Origin of the sequence: Alloalcanivorax gelatiniphagus (genome assembly GCF_005938655.1) — a bacterium.
Taxonomy (GTDB): Bacteria; Pseudomonadota; Gammaproteobacteria; order Pseudomonadales; family Alcanivoracaceae; genus Alloalcanivorax; species Alloalcanivorax gelatiniphagus.
On the sequence record NZ_VCQT01000045.1, the window covers coordinates 280,699 to 295,474 of the forward strand.

Here is a 14,776-nt window from a genome sequence, read left to right on the forward strand (position 1 = left end):
GAGCACACCATTCCTTCCGCACAGGCGCAGACGCCATGAAAGAACCCTCCCACACCGACATCCTGATCATCGGCGGCGGCATGGCCGGGGGGTTGCAGGCGCTGTTGCTGGCGGACCTGGGGTTCCGCGTGCGGGTGCTGGACGGCGCGGCGGCGCCGGCCTGGCCGGAGGGGCCGGCGGCGGCGCGGGTGTCGACGTTGAGCGAGGCCAGCCACTGGTTGCTGCGGCACACCGGCGTGTGGGAGCGGCTGCGCCCGGAGCGGGTGCAGGGCTACACCTCCATGCGGGTGTGGGATCAGGACGGCACCGGCGAGGTGGCCTTCGACGCCGCCGACGCCGGCGCCGCGCACCTGGGCTGGCTGCTGGAAAACGACCATCTCACCGCCGCCCTGTACGACGCCGCCCGGGAACGGGACGCGCTGGATTGGCAATGCGACCGGGCGGCCACCGCCATCGAGCGGGAAGGCCGCCGCTGGCGGGTGACGGCCGGCGGCGAGACCTTCACCGCCGACCTGCTGATCGGCGCCGACGGCGCCCGCTCCCGGGTGCGCGACAAGGCCGGCATTCCGGACGGGCTGCGCGACACCGGCCACCACGCCATCGTCACCACCATCGAGACGGAACGCCCCCACGGCGCCTGCGCCCGCCAGGTGTTCATGGATTCCGGGCCGCTGGCGTTATTGCCGTTGTTCCCGGAAGAAAAAGGCGGCGACGGCTACCAGTGCTCCATCGTCTGGTCCGCCTGGCCCCATCGGGTGGAAGAGCTGATGGCCCTGGACGACGACGCCTTCGGCGTGGCCGTGACCCAGGCCAGCGGCAACGCCCTGGGCGCGGCCCGGCCGGTGAGCCGGCGCTTCGTGTTTCCGATCCAGGAACGCCACGCCAGCAGTTATGTGGGGCCGGGCCTGGCGCTGATCGGCGACGCCGCCCATGTGGTGCACCCGCTGGCCGGGCAGGGCATCAACCTGGGGCTGCTGGACGCGGCGGTGCTGGCGGAGGAACTGGGCCGGGCCCGGGAGGCGGGGGTGGCGGTGGACAACGCCACCGTGCTGGCGCGCTACGAACGCCGCCGCCGCGCCGACAATCTGCTGATGCAGAACGCCATGCGCGGCTTCAAGCTGCTGTTCGAACGGCGGGAGCTGCCGGTGCGCTGGCTGCGCAACAGCGGCCTGAACCTGGTCAACCGGCTGGCCCCGGCCCGGCAGGCGTTCATGCACCGTGCCCTCGGCCGCGCCGGAGATCTGCCCCGCACCGCCCGACCGCTGCATCCACGGTCGTAAATGCGACTGTAGGAGCGGCTTCAGCCGCGATAAGGGTTGGCGTGGCGCCGGGCTATCGCCGCCGGGCTATCGCGGCTGAAGCCGCTCCTACAGGAAGCGACCTCAACCCGCCGCGCGGACTTCCCGCAGCCGCTCCACCGCTTGCCGCGAGATCGGTGTCAGGTCCTCGCCGCCGTCGTCGGCGTAGGCGAGGATCTGTTCCTTCATGCTGCGCGCCCAGAACTTCTGCAGGTGCGTGGCCACCTTGTCGGCGGCCTGTTCGTCGGTGGCGCCGTGCATATTGGCGCTGATCTGGTTGACCATCTTCACCAGCTGCTCAAGACCCTGTCCGCTCATCGTCGTGTCCTCACTTGCCCATCGGCGCCGGTTCGTCGGTGGTCCGCTCGTTGCCGGCGCTCTCCAGGTAATCGCGCTGGCGGCGGTCGAAGTGCTCGAAGCGCTTCTGCCATTCCGACGGCTGCGACACCTTCTCCACCTGCACCGCGGTGACCTTGTACTCGGGGCAGTTGGTGGCCCAGTCGGAGCTGTCCGTGGTGATCACGTTGGCGCCGCTGCCCGGGTGGTGGAAGGTGGTGTAAACCACGCCGGGCTGCATGCGGTCACTGATGCGGCAGCGCAGCACCGTGTGGCCCACGCGGCTGGACACGCCCAGCCAGTCGCCCTCACGGATGCCGCGCAGTTCCGCATCGCTGGGATGGATCTCCAGCACGTCCTCGTCGTGCCACTGGCTGTTGGCGGTGCGCCGGGTCTGGGCGCCCACGTTGTACTGGCTGAGGATCCGGCCGGTGGTGAGCAGCAGCGGGAAACGGCGGGTGGCGCGCTCCTCGGTGGGCACGTATTCGGTGACCGCGAAGTGGCCCTTGCCGATCGGGAAGTCCACCTCGTGCATGGTGGGCGTGCCGTCCGGGTGCTGCTCGTTGCAGGGCCACTGGATGCTGCCCTGTTCCTCCAGCTTGGCGTAGCTGACGCCGGTGAAGGTGGGGGTGAGCAGGGCGATCTCGTCCATGATCTCGGACGGGTGCGAATAGTTCATCGGGTAGCCCAGGGCGTTGGCCAGGTCCTGGGTCACTTCCCAGTCTTCCTTGCCGGCCACCGGCGGCATCACCTTGCGCACACGGTTGATGCGCCGTTCCGCGTTGGTGAAGGTGCCGTTTTTCTCCAGGAAGGTGGAGCCCGGCAGCAGCACATGGGCGTACTTGGCGGTTTCGTTGAGGAAGATGTCCTGCACGATCAGGCAGTCCAGGCTGGTGAGCGCCGCCTGCACGTGCTGGGTGTTGGGGTCGGACTGGGCGATGTCCTCGCCCTGCACGTACAGCGCCTTGAAGGTGCCGGCGATGGCGGCGTCGAACATATTGGGAATGCGCAGGCCCGGCTCGTCGTCCAGCTTCACCTTCCAGGCCGCTTCGAAGCGGTCGCGCACCGCCGGGTCGGCCACATGCTGGTAGCCCGGCAGCTCGTGGGGGAAGGAGCCCATGTCGCAGGAGCCCTGCACGTTGTTCTGCCCGCGCAGCGGGTTCACGCCCACGCCCTCGCGGCCGATGTTGCCGGTGGCCATGGCCAGGTTGGCGATGCCCATCACCATGGTGGAACCCTGGCTGTGCTCGGTGACGCCCAGGCCGTAGTAGATGGCGCCGTTGTGCACCTCGGCATAGGCGCGGGCGGCCTCGCGGACCTTGTCGGCGGCCACGCCGGTAACCGCTTCCAGGGCTTCCGGGGAATTGCGCTCTTCCAGAATAAAGTCGCGCCAGGCCCGGTAGGCGCCGGATTCGCAGCGGGCTTCGATAAAGGCCTGGTCTTCCAGCCCCTCGGACACCACCACGTGGGCCAGGGAGTTGATCAGCGCCACGTTGGTGCCCGGGCGCAGTGGCAGGTGCAGCATGCGGCCGCCGTGGGGCGTTTTCAGCAGGTCGATGCGGCGCGGGTCGGCGACGATCAGGGTGGCGCCTTCACGGAGCCGGCGGCGCATCTGCGAGCCGAACACCGGGTGGGCGTCGGTGGGGTTGGCGCCGATCACCAGGATGGTGTCCGCCTTCATCACCGAATCGAAGGTCTGGGTGCCGGCGGATTCGCCCAGGGTGGTCTTCAGGCCGAAGCCGGTGGGCGAATGGCACACCCGCGCGCAGGTGTCGGTGTTGTTGTTGCCGAAGGCGGCACGGATCAGCTTCTGCACCAGGTAGGTTTCCTCGTTGGTGCAGCGCGAGGAGGTGATGCCGCCGATGCTCTCCCGGCCGTATTTGGCTTGGGTTTCCTTCAGGCGCCGGGCGGAGAACGCGATGGCTTCCTCCCAGGACACTTCCCGCCACGGCTCATTGATGGAGTCGCGGATCATCGGCGTCTTGATGCGGTCCTTGTGGGTGGCGTAGCCGAACGCGAAGCGGCCTTTCACGCAGGAGTGGCCGTGGTTCGCGTCGCCGCCCCTGTAGGGCACCATGCGCACCAGCTGGTCGCCTTTCATCTCCGCCTTGAACGAGCAGCCCACGCCGCAGTAGGCGCAGGTGGTGACCACGCTATGCTCCGGCACGCCCTGATCGATCACGCTTTTTTCCATCAGCGTGGAGGTGGGGCAGGCCTGCACGCAGGCGCCGCAGGACACGCACTCCGAGTCCATGAAGTCCTCGTCCTGGCCGGCGGCTACCTTGGAGTCGAAGCCACGGCCGTCGATGGTCAGGGCGAAGGTGCCCTGCACTTCCTCGCAGGCGCGCACGCAGCGGGAGCAGACGATGCACTTGCTGGCGTCGAAGCTGAAGTAGGGGTTGGAGTCGTCGGTGGGGGCGTCCAGATGGTTGGCGCCCTCGAAGCCGTAGCGCACCTCGCGCAGGCCCACCGCGCCGGCCATGTCCTGCAGCTCGCAGTCGCCGTTGGCCGGGCAGGTCAGGCAGTCCAGCGGGTGGTCGGAGATGTACAGCTCCATGATATTGCGGCGCAGCTTGGCCAGCTTGCCGTTCTGGGTGGTCACCGCCATGCCTTCCGCCACCGGCGTGGTGCAGGAGGCCGGGTAACCGCGCCGGCCCTCGATCTGCACCGCGCACAGCCGGCAGGAGCCGAACGCCTCAAGATTGTCGGTGGCGCACAGCTTGGGAACGGTGATGCCGGCCAGGGCGGCGGCGCGCATTACCGAGGTGCCTTCCGGCACGCTGATTTCCAGGCCGTCGATGGTCAGCGCGACGTGTTTTTCGGAGAGCCGGGCGGGCGTGCCCAGATCCTGGTTGGGATCGGGGCGGTGCTGGCGCGGGTCGTAATAATTCAACATGGCGCACCTCCACGGGAGCGGGTCAGGTCGTCCGGAAAATGTTTAAGCACGCTCTGCACCGGGAACGGCGTCATGCCGCCCATGGCGCACAGGGAGCCGTCCACCATGGTTTCGCAGAGCTCGGAGAGCAGTTCCAGATTGGCGTCGCGGTTTTCGCCGGCGCGGATGCGGTCGATCACCTCCACGCCGCGCACCGAGCCGATCCGGCACGGCGTGCACTTGCCGCAGGATTCCACGGTGCAGAATTCCATGGCGAAGCGGGCCTGCTCGCCCATGTCCACGGTGTCGTCGAACATCACCACGCCGCCGTGGCCGACCACGCCGCCGAACGCGGCGAAGGCTTCGTAGTCCATGGGGCTGTCCCACTGACTTTCCGGCAGGTAGGCGCCCAGCGGGCCGCCTACCTGCACCGCCTTCAGTGGCCGGCCACTCAGGGTGCCGCCGCCGAAGTCTTCCATCAGCGCCCGCAGGGTGGTGCCGAACGCCAGCTCCACCAGGCCGCCGCGCTTCACGTTGCCGGCCAGTTGAATGGCCAGGGTGCCCCGGGAGCGGCCCATGCCGTAGTCGGCGTAGGCCTGGCCGCCCTGGTCGAGAATGAACGGCACCGCCGCCAGGGACAGCACGTTGTTGACCACCGTGGGTTTGCCGAACAGGCCCTGGATGGCGGGCAGCGGCGGCTTGGCGCGCACCATGCCGCGCTTGCCTTCCAGGCTGTCCAGCAGGGAGGTTTCCTCGCCGCAGATGTAGGCGCCGGCGCCCAACCGCACTTCCAGATCGAAGTGCTTGCCGCTGCCGAGAATGTCGTCGCCCAGATAGCCCGCCGTGTAGGCGCGCTCCAGGGCCTGGTTAAAGATTTTCTGCGCCAGCGGGTATTCCGAACGCAGGTAGATGTAGCCCTGGGTGGCGCCCACCGCCAGGCCGGCGATGGTCATGCCCTCGATCAGCATGTACGGGTCGCACTCCATCACCAGCCGGTCGGCGAAGGTGCCGGAGTCGCCCTCGTCCGCGTTGCAGACGATGTACTTCTGGCCCTGCGGTTCGTCGTGGACGGTCTGCCACTTGATGGCGGTGGGGAAGGCGGCGCCGCCCCGGCCGCGCAGGCCGGAGGCTTTGACCTCGTCGATGATGCCCTGGCCGTCCAGGGTGAGGGCCTTCTTCAGGCCCTCAAAACCGCGCAGGTCGGTGTAGTCCTCGATGGACAGCGGGTCGGTAATCCCGATGCGCGAGAAGGTCAGCCGCTGCTGGTTCTTCAGGTAGGGAATCTCTTCCGTGGCACCCAGGGCCAGCTCATGGTTCCGGGCGCCGTCGAACAGGCCGGCGGCCACCAGGTCGGGCACCGCCTCCGGCGTCACCGGGCCATAGGCCACCCGGCCGTTGGCGGTGGCCACTTCCACCAGCGGTTCCAACCAGAACAGGCCCCGGGAGCCATTGCGAACCAGCTTCAGGTCCAGGCCCCGTTCATCGGCGGCCTGGCGCAGGGCATCGGCCACCCGGTCCGCGCCCAGGGCGCGGGCGGTGGTGTCGGCGGGTACATAAACGGTCACGGTCATCACTTCACCTCCACCACGGTGGCGGACAGGTCATCCACCAGGGCGTCGAAGCGCTCGGCGTTGACCCGGCCATGGATGTCGTCGCCCACCCGGATGGACGGCCCGCAGGCGCAGTTGCCCAGGCAATACACCGGTTCCAGGGTGAACTGCCGGTCCAGGGTGGTGCCGTGGTAGTCCACGCCCAGGCTGGCCTTGGCGTGCTGTTCCAGCTGCCGGCCGCCCACTGCCTGGCAGGCCTCGGCGCGGCAGATCTGCACCACATGGCGGCCCGCCGGGCGGGTGCGGAAGTGGTGGTAGAAGCTGATGATGCCGTGCACCTCGGCGCGGGTATGGCGCAGGGTCTCGGCGATGATCGGCACCGCCTCGTCGGGGATGTAACCGAAACGATCCTGAATGGCGTGCAGAATGGGCAGCATGGCGCCGGGCTTGTGCTTGAGCGCGTCCACGTCCTGCTGAATCGCCTGCTCCACCGGTGACGACGCCGACAGGGCGTCGGTGGACAGGGCCTGCCCGCTCTGGTTATTGTGCTTATACATATGAATAACCAATCCTAATTGTTTGTGCGGTCGGCGGCCTTGCACAGCCTGTTTACCGCGTTTGCGGGAAAGGTATCACCGCCCAATACCCTTATAAATATGAAGGACACTGCCTAAGCAATGGCAAAGAAGAAACTGCACATCGCGCCGGCCTGGATTTTTCGCAGTGAAGACGGCGACCTGTTCGATCCGGTGATCTTCCGTTTGCTGAAGGGCATCCGGGACGCCGGCAAGCTCACCGCCGCCTCCGAGGAGGCCGGTGTCTCCTACCGTCACGCCTGGAACCTGCTCAACCGGGGCGCCGATTTCTTCGGCGCGCCGCTGGTGGAGATGCGCAAGGGGCACGGCACCCGCCTGTCGCCCCTGGGCGAGGCGCTGCTGTGGTCCGAGCAGCGGCTGCGGGCGCGGCTCGGGCCGCAGATCGACAGCATGGCCTCGGAGCTGAATACCCAGCTGCAGCAGTTGCTGGACGGCGAGCACCCGGTGCTGCGGCTGCACGCCAGCCACGGCTACGCGGTGGCGCTGCTGCCGGAGTTTTCCGACTGGGTGGAGCTGGACCTGCAATACACCAATCCGGCCAACGCCCTGAGCATCCTGGCCCGGGGCGAGTCGGACCTGGCCAGCTTCCACTTTCCCGCCAGCCCGGGCCTGGCGGAGCGGGTGATGGCGTTCTACCAGGAGCGCCTGGACCTGGACGACCTGCGGGTGATCCGGTTCGTCACCCGCAAGCAGGGGCTGATTCTGCGTGAGGAAACCCGGGCCCGGGTGCGGGGGCTGGCGGACCTGACCCGCCCGGATGTGCGCTTTATCAACCGGGACCGGCACGCCGGCACCCGCATTCTGTTCAACCTGTTGCTGGAGGAGCAGGGCATCGATGCCGACGGCATCCAGGGGGCCGACCAGGAGGAATTCACCCACACCGCGGTGGCCGCCTATGTGGCCGCCGGCATGGCCGACGCCGGCTTCGGCGTGGAAGCGGCGGCGCGCCAGTTCGGGCTCGACTTTATCGATCTGGCCACCGAGCACTATCTGCTGGTTTGTCATAAGGACTCCCTCGGCCAGGGCAACATCAAGCAACTGCGGGCCCTGATGCGGGCGCCGGAGTTTCTCGCCGAAATCGAGCGGTTGCCGGGCTATGCTCCGGACCACTGCGGCGAGGTGTGCACCTTCGCCCAGTTGTTGGCCAGCGACCGGGCTTGATGATCGCGACTGAAGTCGCTCCTACAAGGCACCGTAGGAGCGACTTCAGTCGCGATAACCGGCGGCTAAAACAACGCCGCCGCCTTGGCGATAGCGATGTACAGCCCGATCAGAAAAGGCACGCCCACACCCAGCCAGCACAGCACGCCGGTCACGCCGAAGCGGCCCCGGGCGGCGGTTTCCGCGTTGGCGGCCACGCCGCTGTCCCGTTGCAGGGTGCGCTCACGGGCCACCTCTTCGTCGCTCATGTGATGGTCTTCGTGCACCGGCCGCACCAGGGCGTTGCAGATCAGCCCCACGAACAGCAGCCCGGCCATGATGTACAGGGTGCGGTCGTAGACCAGCGCCTGGTCCACGCCGGCTTGCAGCTGGGCGTCGCGCAGGGCGCCGATGATCAGCGGGCCCACCAGGCCGGCGGCGCTCCAGGCGGTGAGCAGGCGGCCGTGGATGGCGCCCACCATCTGGGTGCCGAAGATGTCCGCCAGATAGGCCGGCACGGTGGAGAAGCCGCCGCCGTACATACTCAGGATCACGCAGATCGAGATCACGAACAGCCCGGCCATGCCCAGGTGGCCCCAGGTGGGCAGCAGGCTGTACACCACGATGCCGATCACGAAGAAGCAGAAGTAGGTGTTCTTGCGGCCGATCTTGTCCGACAGCGACGCCCAGAACAGCCGGCCCAGGCTGTTGAACAGGCTGATCAGGCCCACCAGCCCGGCCGCCGCCGCGGCCACCGCCGCCAGCTGTGCTTCGCTGAGGACCACATTGGGATCATCCACGCCCACCAGGATGCCGCCGAACACTTCCTGCAGCATCGGGCTGGCCATGGAGATCACCGCGATGCCGGCGGTCACGTTGAGGAACAGCACCGCCCAGATCAGCCAGAACTGTTTGGTCTTCCAGGCCCGGTTCAGGTGCACATGGCCGGAGGTGATCATGGCGCTGCCATTGTCTTCCTTGGGCTGCCAGCCGTGCGGCTTCCAGCCGTTGGGTGGCACCCGGAACCCGAACGCCCCGCAGCTCATGACGATGGCGTAAATCACGCCCATGGTAATCAGCGTCGACGCCACGCCGGTGCCGCCGCCCTCGCTGAAGCGGGCCATCAGCCACACCGCCAGCGGCGCGCCGATCATGGCACCGCCGCCGTAGCCCATGATGGCGAAGCCGGTGGCCATGCCGCGCCGGTCCGGGAACCACTTGATCAGGGTCGATACCGGGGTGATGTAGCCCAGGCCCTGGCCCACGCCGCCCAGTACCCCGGCGCCCAGATACACCAGCCACAGCTGGTGCATCATCACGCCGATGCCGCCCACGATCATGCCGCCGCCCCAGCACAGGGCGGCGATAAAGCCGGCCTTGCGGGGGCCGGCGTGCTCCAGCCAGGCCCCCCAGATCGCCGCCGACACGCCCAGCATGGCGATAAAGATGCCGAACACATAGGTCACCTGGGACACGGACCAGTTGCAGGTGGTGGTGAACAGAGCCTGCATCAGGCCGATGTCGCCGCAGCTGGCCGGTGGATTGGCGATTTCATGGCTCATTGGCAGCCAGAACACCGAGAACCCGTAGGCCATGCCGATACACAGATGGATGGCCAGGGCCGCGGTGGGTACCAGCCAACGGTTGAATTGGGGGCCCGCGATGGTGCGCTCGCGGGACAGGATGCCGGGAGGGGCGCCGCCGGAAGCGCGGGCGTCGTCGGTAATGCCGTCCATAAACCTTCCTCGTTGATCGCTGCTTGTTGGTCTTATGGGTCGCACCTATGAAGTGCGGAACCTATACGGGAGGTTGCCTTGCCCTCGCTTTATACCGAAGCGGGTGCGTGAAATAAAAGCATCCCGGGCCTCTACTATCCGAAAGTCTTATGACTGGCCATTCATAGGCGGGTTGGGGGCGCGGGTAGGGGCTGGCGCCGTTACCAGCGCGGGGGCAGGAAAACGGCTGTTAACGGTTGTCCTCGTGCGAACGCATGGCGCACGGGCGGATTTGCCTTCTTCACTGCATTTTTACAATCTTTGTGTTTCACCGGTGGTGACGGTTTTTCACAATCGAGCGAAGGTCGGCGACTGGGAAAAAGCCGGCGTGGTGCGGGCCAGGGCCCGTTTTTAAAGGGGTTTCGCCGGTATACGACTGGCCGGGGAGCCTTGCGGCGATACTTAATTATTAACCTATAAAAGCAGAATCAGTAAAAAGGTTTGTCTACCGGAATCAGTTAACAAAAGTGCACAAAATGTGGCGAAAGACAGTGTTTCGTTGAATTTCAGTAGCTCATACTGCGCCACCTGAATGTGAACGCCTGTACTTGGCGACTCAATAATAAAGTGCCGTTGCACTGGAACGGCCCACTCGGAGAAGTCGAACATGAAGAACAACAAGATGGTCCGGGGTCTGGCCCTGGCGCTTGTCATGGGAACCGGCAGCACCGCGTACGCGAGCATGGGCAACATCGGCACCACCTACGGGGTGTTGCCCACCGATGTGGCCTCCGCCCAGGCCCTTTCCATGTTCAATAGCAAGGTTTCCTCGGTCTATTACAACCCGGCCTATCTGGCCAAGGACCCGCGCGGTGAACTCACCGTGGGCCTGTTGCACGCCGAACACGAACTGCGCGTGAACAGCCTGGGTGGCCCGGCGGCGCCGATCCGGCGCGGCGACGTGCTGCAGGACTCGCCTTCCCAGCACACCCTGATCGGTATGAAATCCAACCTCTCCAACCTGACCCGCTTCAACCATCCGCTCTATCTGGGCGTGATGATCGGCATCGAGAAATACGGCGAGGAAATGCTCGCCTTCGAATCGGAAACCTCGCGCACCGGCCAGTACTTCGAATACGGCCGCCAGCCCCTGTTCCTGAGCCTGGGCGGCGCCACCCAGCTGTGGCGCGGCATCGACGTGGGCGCCTCCGCGCGCATCACCCTGCAGTCCGAGGCGGAGCTGCGTGCCTACACCAACCTGGCCGGCGAAACCCAATACGAGAAACTGGATGTGTCCGCCAAGCCGGAAATCCGGCCCACCCTCAGTGTCACCATGGATCTGGGCGAGACCTTCTGCCCGGACGGCGACTGCTGGCTGAACGGCTTCGAAACCGCCTTCGCCTTCCGCGGCTACTCCAACACCAACACCACCGTGGACGCCAACACCGTGATCCCCGGCGTCATCGACGAGCCGGGCCTGTCCCTGGCGGTGACCACCCTGGATTCCTACCAGCCCAACATCTACTCCGCCGGCCTGCTTTACCGCACCAACCGCCTGCGCGTGGGCGCCAGCCTGGAACTGCAGCAGTGGTCCGACCTGGAAGATGAATTCGATGGCGACACCATCAAGGACCAGGCCGTATCCAACGAGGACGGCGTGGGCATCCTGGAATTCCAGGACATAGTGATCCCGCGCATCGGCGCCGAATACCAGCTCAACCAGAATTTCGCCGTCACCGGCGGCGTGGCCTACAGCGAAAGCCCGCTGAAATCCAACGCTTCCCTGAACGTGAACTACCTGGACACCGACAAGTGGATCTTCGGTCTGGGCCTGACCGCCAAGTACGAGCGCACCCGCTTCTTCTCGTTCCCGGTGCGTTTCGACATCGCCTACCAGTACCAGAAGCTGGAGCCGCGCACCTTCGACCTGTACGACACCCGCTCGCCCAGCTACCCCCAGCCCTATGAAAGCGTGGAAGCCGACGGTGACGTGAACGTCATCACCGGTGCCATCACGCTTAAATTCTGAGGAGGCAGGTCATGATCACAAGAAAACTCCTGCTCGCCGGTCTGACCCTGGCCCTGGCCGCCTGTGGCGGCGGCGGTGGCAGCGACCAGACCACGGACTTCAGCACCTGGGTGCAAGCCGAGGTGTTCTACACCTACCCCTATGAAGGGCAACAGGACGTGGCGCCCCACGCCCCGGTGGTGGTGCGCTTCTCCGAACCGGTGGACGTGGACGCCGGCAACTTCACCCTGGAAGGCCCGGACGGCCCGGTGTCGTTCAGCGTGGCCAGCGTCGACGGCGGGCGCAGTGCCGTGCTCACCCCGGATCAGCCGCTGGCGGTGAAGAGCGAATACACGCTCAAACTCAACGACATCCGCACCGGCAACGGCGAGCCCACCCTGCCGGGGGGCGAACTCAGCTTCACCACCCGCCCGGCCCTGCAAGGTCCGTTTGAACTGCGCAGCAGCAGTGACAGCTTCCAGGTGGTGAGCGTTAATCCGGACGACGCGGAGGTGCCCTTCCTGGACTTCTCCTCGGTGAACCTGGTGCTCTCCCAGCCGGTGGACCCGGACTCCCTGATCTACGGCCAGACCCTCTCCCTGACCCAGAACGGCGAGGTGATTCCCGCCACCCTGCTGGCGGATGGCCGCTACATCACCATCGACCCGCGCCCGCAAAGCGAAGGCGGTGGCGATCCGGTGGAGCCGGTTCAGCCCGGCAGCACCCTGACCCTGACGTTGACCAACCAGGTCCGCAACATCAAAGGCCAGGCACTGCCCGCCTACACGCGGGAATTCATGCCCCGGGACACCAAACCCCGCGCCATGCTGGCCCAGAAGGCCGAGCCGGCGGACACCCAACTGGGTTGTCTGGACGCGGGCGTGCGGACGTCGCCGATCAGCGGCGAAGCCATCAACTGCGTGCCGCTGATTGCTAAACTGCTGGGCGACAATACCGCGTCCAAGCAGCAAGGCAACGTGTTCGCGGAACTGGCCTTCGCGCCCAACTTCCCGGACAAAGTGCCGCTGCGGATACCGCGCGGCTCGCTGCTCAGCGGCGACCCGCTGGAAGTGAACATCGGCGGCGCCGTGCCGGCGGGCTTCGACTCCGGCGACGTGACCGTGACCTTCCTGTCCGACGCCAACGGCTACCTGCTGCCCAACCCCTATTCCAACGACGCCAGCGCCCCCAAACTGCTGCGCCTGACCATGGACGTGGCCTTCGACACCAAAACCCAGAAAGCCAACGGCGCCTTCAACCAGAACCTGTTGCAGGTGGAACTGGTGGGCTATGCCTACACCGACGTGAAGAAAGGCAGCCTGGTGGTGGAAGCGGTGGGCATGGTGGAGCCCCGCGTGCTGGGCGTGGAAAACGCCTACGGCATGCTCAGCTTCCACATGGAATCCTACCGGGATCAGGACACCGCGCCGGAGCAACCCAGAAACCTGGATGCCCCGCAGATCGCCACCTGGATGCCCGGCGGCGAGCTGGGCAAGCAGCGCCCCGGCGACCCCATCATCCTGACCTTCGATGAACCGCTGGACCCCATGTCCCTGCAGCCCGGCTCCGACCTGACGCTCACCGCCGGTGGCGTAGCGGTGCCGTTCGATGCCTACATGGACGGCGTCACCATCGTGATCAAGCCGGAGCAACCGCTGGCCTACGGCACCACCTATGAAATCGGTGTCACCGACGGCATCACCGACACCGCCGGCAACCCGGCGCAGCCGTTCACCCGCAGCTTCACCATGCCCACCTATGAAGGCAGCGGGCATCCCGCCGTCGCCACCACCACCTACCCGGGCTTCCCCTGCGCGGCGAACAAAACCACCTGGGACATCGCCGCCGGCGACCACGGCATCTGCCGGGGCGGCGAAAGCGACGATGACCACCTGCCGGTGATGCCCATGCCGGCCCGCCGACCCATCGTGGTGCAGTTCTCCCAGACCATGCTGGAAGAGAGCATCCAGGTCGGCGAGACCTGCGACACCGGCAGCTTCCGGGTGGAAAAAATCGCCGAGCCCGGCCAGGCGCCCCAGGGCACCAAGGACGGCAACAACCGCACCCAGTACGCCTGCCTGGACACCGTGCCCGGCGAGCTGGAGTACGGCGGCCGCAAGATCACCTTCACCCCGGACCAGCCCTGGGAAGACGGCGCCACCTACCGCTACGTGCTGATGTCCGAGAACCAGGACTTCAGCGTCGATGATTGCACCAGCGGCGCGGCCATCTGCACCAAGGACAACGGCCCCCTGCAAACCGCCGTGCTGGAAGCCCCGGAAGACGACCAGGGTGGCCCCAACCTGGAGCTTTACTTCACCGGTGCCGCCGCCAACGACAATGTCTTCCAGGAACTGCGCAACCTGCCGGCCTACGACACCAACCACGACTTCGTGCACCAGGACAGCGAGCCCCAGCCCCAGGAAAGCCCGGCCGGCTCCGGCGAATACCCGACGCCGCCCAACAGCACCGAGTTGTTCGTCAAGGACAAAGGGGGGCTGCTGCTGGAGGCCCGCGTGGGCTGTGAATACGACGGCCCCGCCTGTCCCAGCGAGAAGTTCATCTATGTCACCGCCGACCTGGACGTGGAATTGGTGGGCTACGACCCGCAGGAAGACGCGGTGCGGGTGAACATCTACCCGACCCTGCTGAAGACCTCCTCGGTGGACATCTACGCCCGCTTGCTGCTGGTGCTGTTCCCCATTGATCAGACCATCGCCACCGGCCCGCAGATCATGCGCATTCGCTACGAGGATCGGGGCAATGGCCGCACCGAGCCGGTCACCGGCTGGATTCGCAAAACGCCGGACGGGCCGATTTTCGAGACTAACCTGGACATCTATCTGTCCGCGCCCTACCTGCGGCCCTCCGCCGCCGGTCTCCAACTGAGCCACGACCTGTACAGCTACCCGCTGAGCCTGAACCTGGTGGGTGACGTGACCTTCCTGGAAGATGGTCGTTTGCAAATCGAACAACGCAACCAGGTCGAGCAAGATGTGGTGGTGAACATTGACCTGATCGACAACGTCATCAAGGCCGCGGACATGACCCTCGGCATCCCGGAAGGCGGCGTCTTCCTCAACTACGTCTCCGCGCCGATCAAGGACTGATCGGCTCGGAATCGCGGCTGAAGCCGCTCCCACAGGGGCTATTTCCCCCTGTGGGAGCGGCTTCAGCCGCGATAACCCCGCCGTTAAAACTCCCCCCACCCCAACACCACCCACCCTGCGCGCTGGAACCACCGCCGCGACAGACCGC

Annotated in this window: 9 protein-coding genes; 4 read left to right on the forward strand and 5 right to left on the reverse strand. The window is 66.3% G+C overall.

Going from position 1 to position 14,776, the window contains the following annotated elements; all coding sequences use genetic code 11:
• Positions 1 to 35 precede the first annotated feature (35 nt).
• Positions 36 to 1,280 (forward strand): UbiH/UbiF/VisC/COQ6 family ubiquinone biosynthesis hydroxylase, encoded by a 1,245-nt coding sequence (locus FGS76_RS17070; RefSeq protein WP_138773848.1) that lies wholly within the window; start codon positions 36 to 38, stop codon positions 1,278 to 1,280.
• A 102-nt stretch (positions 1,281 to 1,382) separates the two neighbouring features.
• On the opposite strand, the gene FGS76_RS17075 is transcribed toward FGS76_RS17070, so the two are convergent.
• Genes FGS76_RS17075 through FGS76_RS17090 form a run of 4 tightly spaced genes read right to left on the reverse strand, consistent with a single transcriptional unit; the run spans position 1,383 to position 6,616 of the window.
• Positions 1,383 to 1,616: a formate dehydrogenase subunit delta gene (locus FGS76_RS17075; RefSeq protein ID WP_138773849.1), complete on the reverse strand. Its 234-nt coding sequence runs from the start codon at positions 1,614 to 1,616 to the stop codon at positions 1,383 to 1,385.
• A gap of 10 nt (positions 1,617 to 1,626) precedes the next feature.
• Positions 1,627 to 4,530 (reverse strand): formate dehydrogenase subunit alpha, encoded by a 2,904-nt coding sequence (gene fdhF / locus FGS76_RS17080; protein ID WP_138773850.1) that lies wholly within the window; start codon positions 4,528 to 4,530, stop codon positions 1,627 to 1,629.
• A complete protein-coding gene (locus FGS76_RS17085) occupies positions 4,524 to 6,080 on the reverse strand; it encodes a formate dehydrogenase beta subunit (protein WP_138773851.1) in 1,557 nt (518 codons plus the stop codon). Before FGS76_RS17085 ends, fdhF begins: the two co-directional genes overlap by 7 nt.
• Complete coding sequence (locus FGS76_RS17090) at positions 6,080 to 6,616, reverse strand: formate dehydrogenase subunit gamma (protein ID WP_138773852.1); 537 nt, start codon at positions 6,614 to 6,616, stop codon at positions 6,080 to 6,082. The genes FGS76_RS17085 and FGS76_RS17090 overlap by 1 nt, the downstream gene beginning before the upstream one ends.
• Before the next feature lie 120 nt (positions 6,617 to 6,736).
• Here FGS76_RS17090 and FGS76_RS17095 point away from each other — a divergent pair, with 120 nt between their 5' ends.
• Positions 6,737 to 7,816, forward strand: coding sequence for a substrate-binding domain-containing protein (locus tag FGS76_RS17095; RefSeq protein ID WP_138773853.1), 1,080 nt, complete (start codon positions 6,737 to 6,739; stop codon positions 7,814 to 7,816).
• A gap of 65 nt (positions 7,817 to 7,881) precedes the next feature.
• Here FGS76_RS17095 and FGS76_RS17100 read toward each other — a convergent pair whose 3' ends face one another.
• Positions 7,882 to 9,531: an L-lactate MFS transporter gene (locus FGS76_RS17100; protein WP_138773854.1), complete on the reverse strand. Its 1,650-nt coding sequence runs from the start codon at positions 9,529 to 9,531 to the stop codon at positions 7,882 to 7,884.
• Positions 9,532 to 10,177: 646 nt separating this feature from the next.
• Between FGS76_RS17100 and FGS76_RS17105 the strand changes: the two genes are divergently transcribed.
• Complete coding sequence (locus FGS76_RS17105; RefSeq protein ID WP_138773855.1) at positions 10,178 to 11,539, forward strand: outer membrane protein transport protein; 1,362 nt, start codon at positions 10,178 to 10,180, stop codon at positions 11,537 to 11,539.
• Between the two features lie 11 nt (positions 11,540 to 11,550).
• On the forward strand, positions 11,551 to 14,628 hold the full coding sequence (locus tag FGS76_RS17110) for an Ig-like domain-containing domain (protein ID WP_138773856.1): 3,078 nt from the start codon (positions 11,551 to 11,553) through the stop codon (positions 14,626 to 14,628).
• The last annotated feature ends 148 nt before the right edge of the window (positions 14,629 to 14,776 follow it).

Coding starts and splice junctions, on each gene's coding strand:
- FGS76_RS17070 (WP_138773848.1), top strand. CDS start 36: ATGAAAGAACCCTCCCACACCGACATCCTGATCATCGGCGGCGGCATG.
- FGS76_RS17075 (WP_138773849.1), bottom strand. CDS start 1,616: ATGAGCGGACAGGGTCTTGAGCAGCTGGTGAAGATGGTCAACCAGATC.
- fdhF (WP_138773850.1), bottom strand. CDS start 4,530: ATGTTGAATTATTACGACCCGCGCCAGCACCGCCCCGATCCCAACCAG.
- FGS76_RS17085 (WP_138773851.1), bottom strand. CDS start 6,080: ATGACCGTGACCGTTTATGTACCCGCCGACACCACCGCCCGCGCCCTG.
- FGS76_RS17090 (WP_138773852.1), bottom strand. CDS start 6,616: ATGTATAAGCACAATAACCAGAGCGGGCAGGCCCTGTCCACCGACGCC.
- FGS76_RS17095 (WP_138773853.1), top strand. CDS start 6,737: ATGGCAAAGAAGAAACTGCACATCGCGCCGGCCTGGATTTTTCGCAGT.
- FGS76_RS17100 (WP_138773854.1), bottom strand. CDS start 9,531: ATGGACGGCATTACCGACGACGCCCGCGCTTCCGGCGGCGCCCCTCCC.
- FGS76_RS17105 (WP_138773855.1), top strand. CDS start 10,178: ATGAAGAACAACAAGATGGTCCGGGGTCTGGCCCTGGCGCTTGTCATG.
- FGS76_RS17110 (WP_138773856.1), top strand. CDS start 11,551: ATGATCACAAGAAAACTCCTGCTCGCCGGTCTGACCCTGGCCCTGGCC.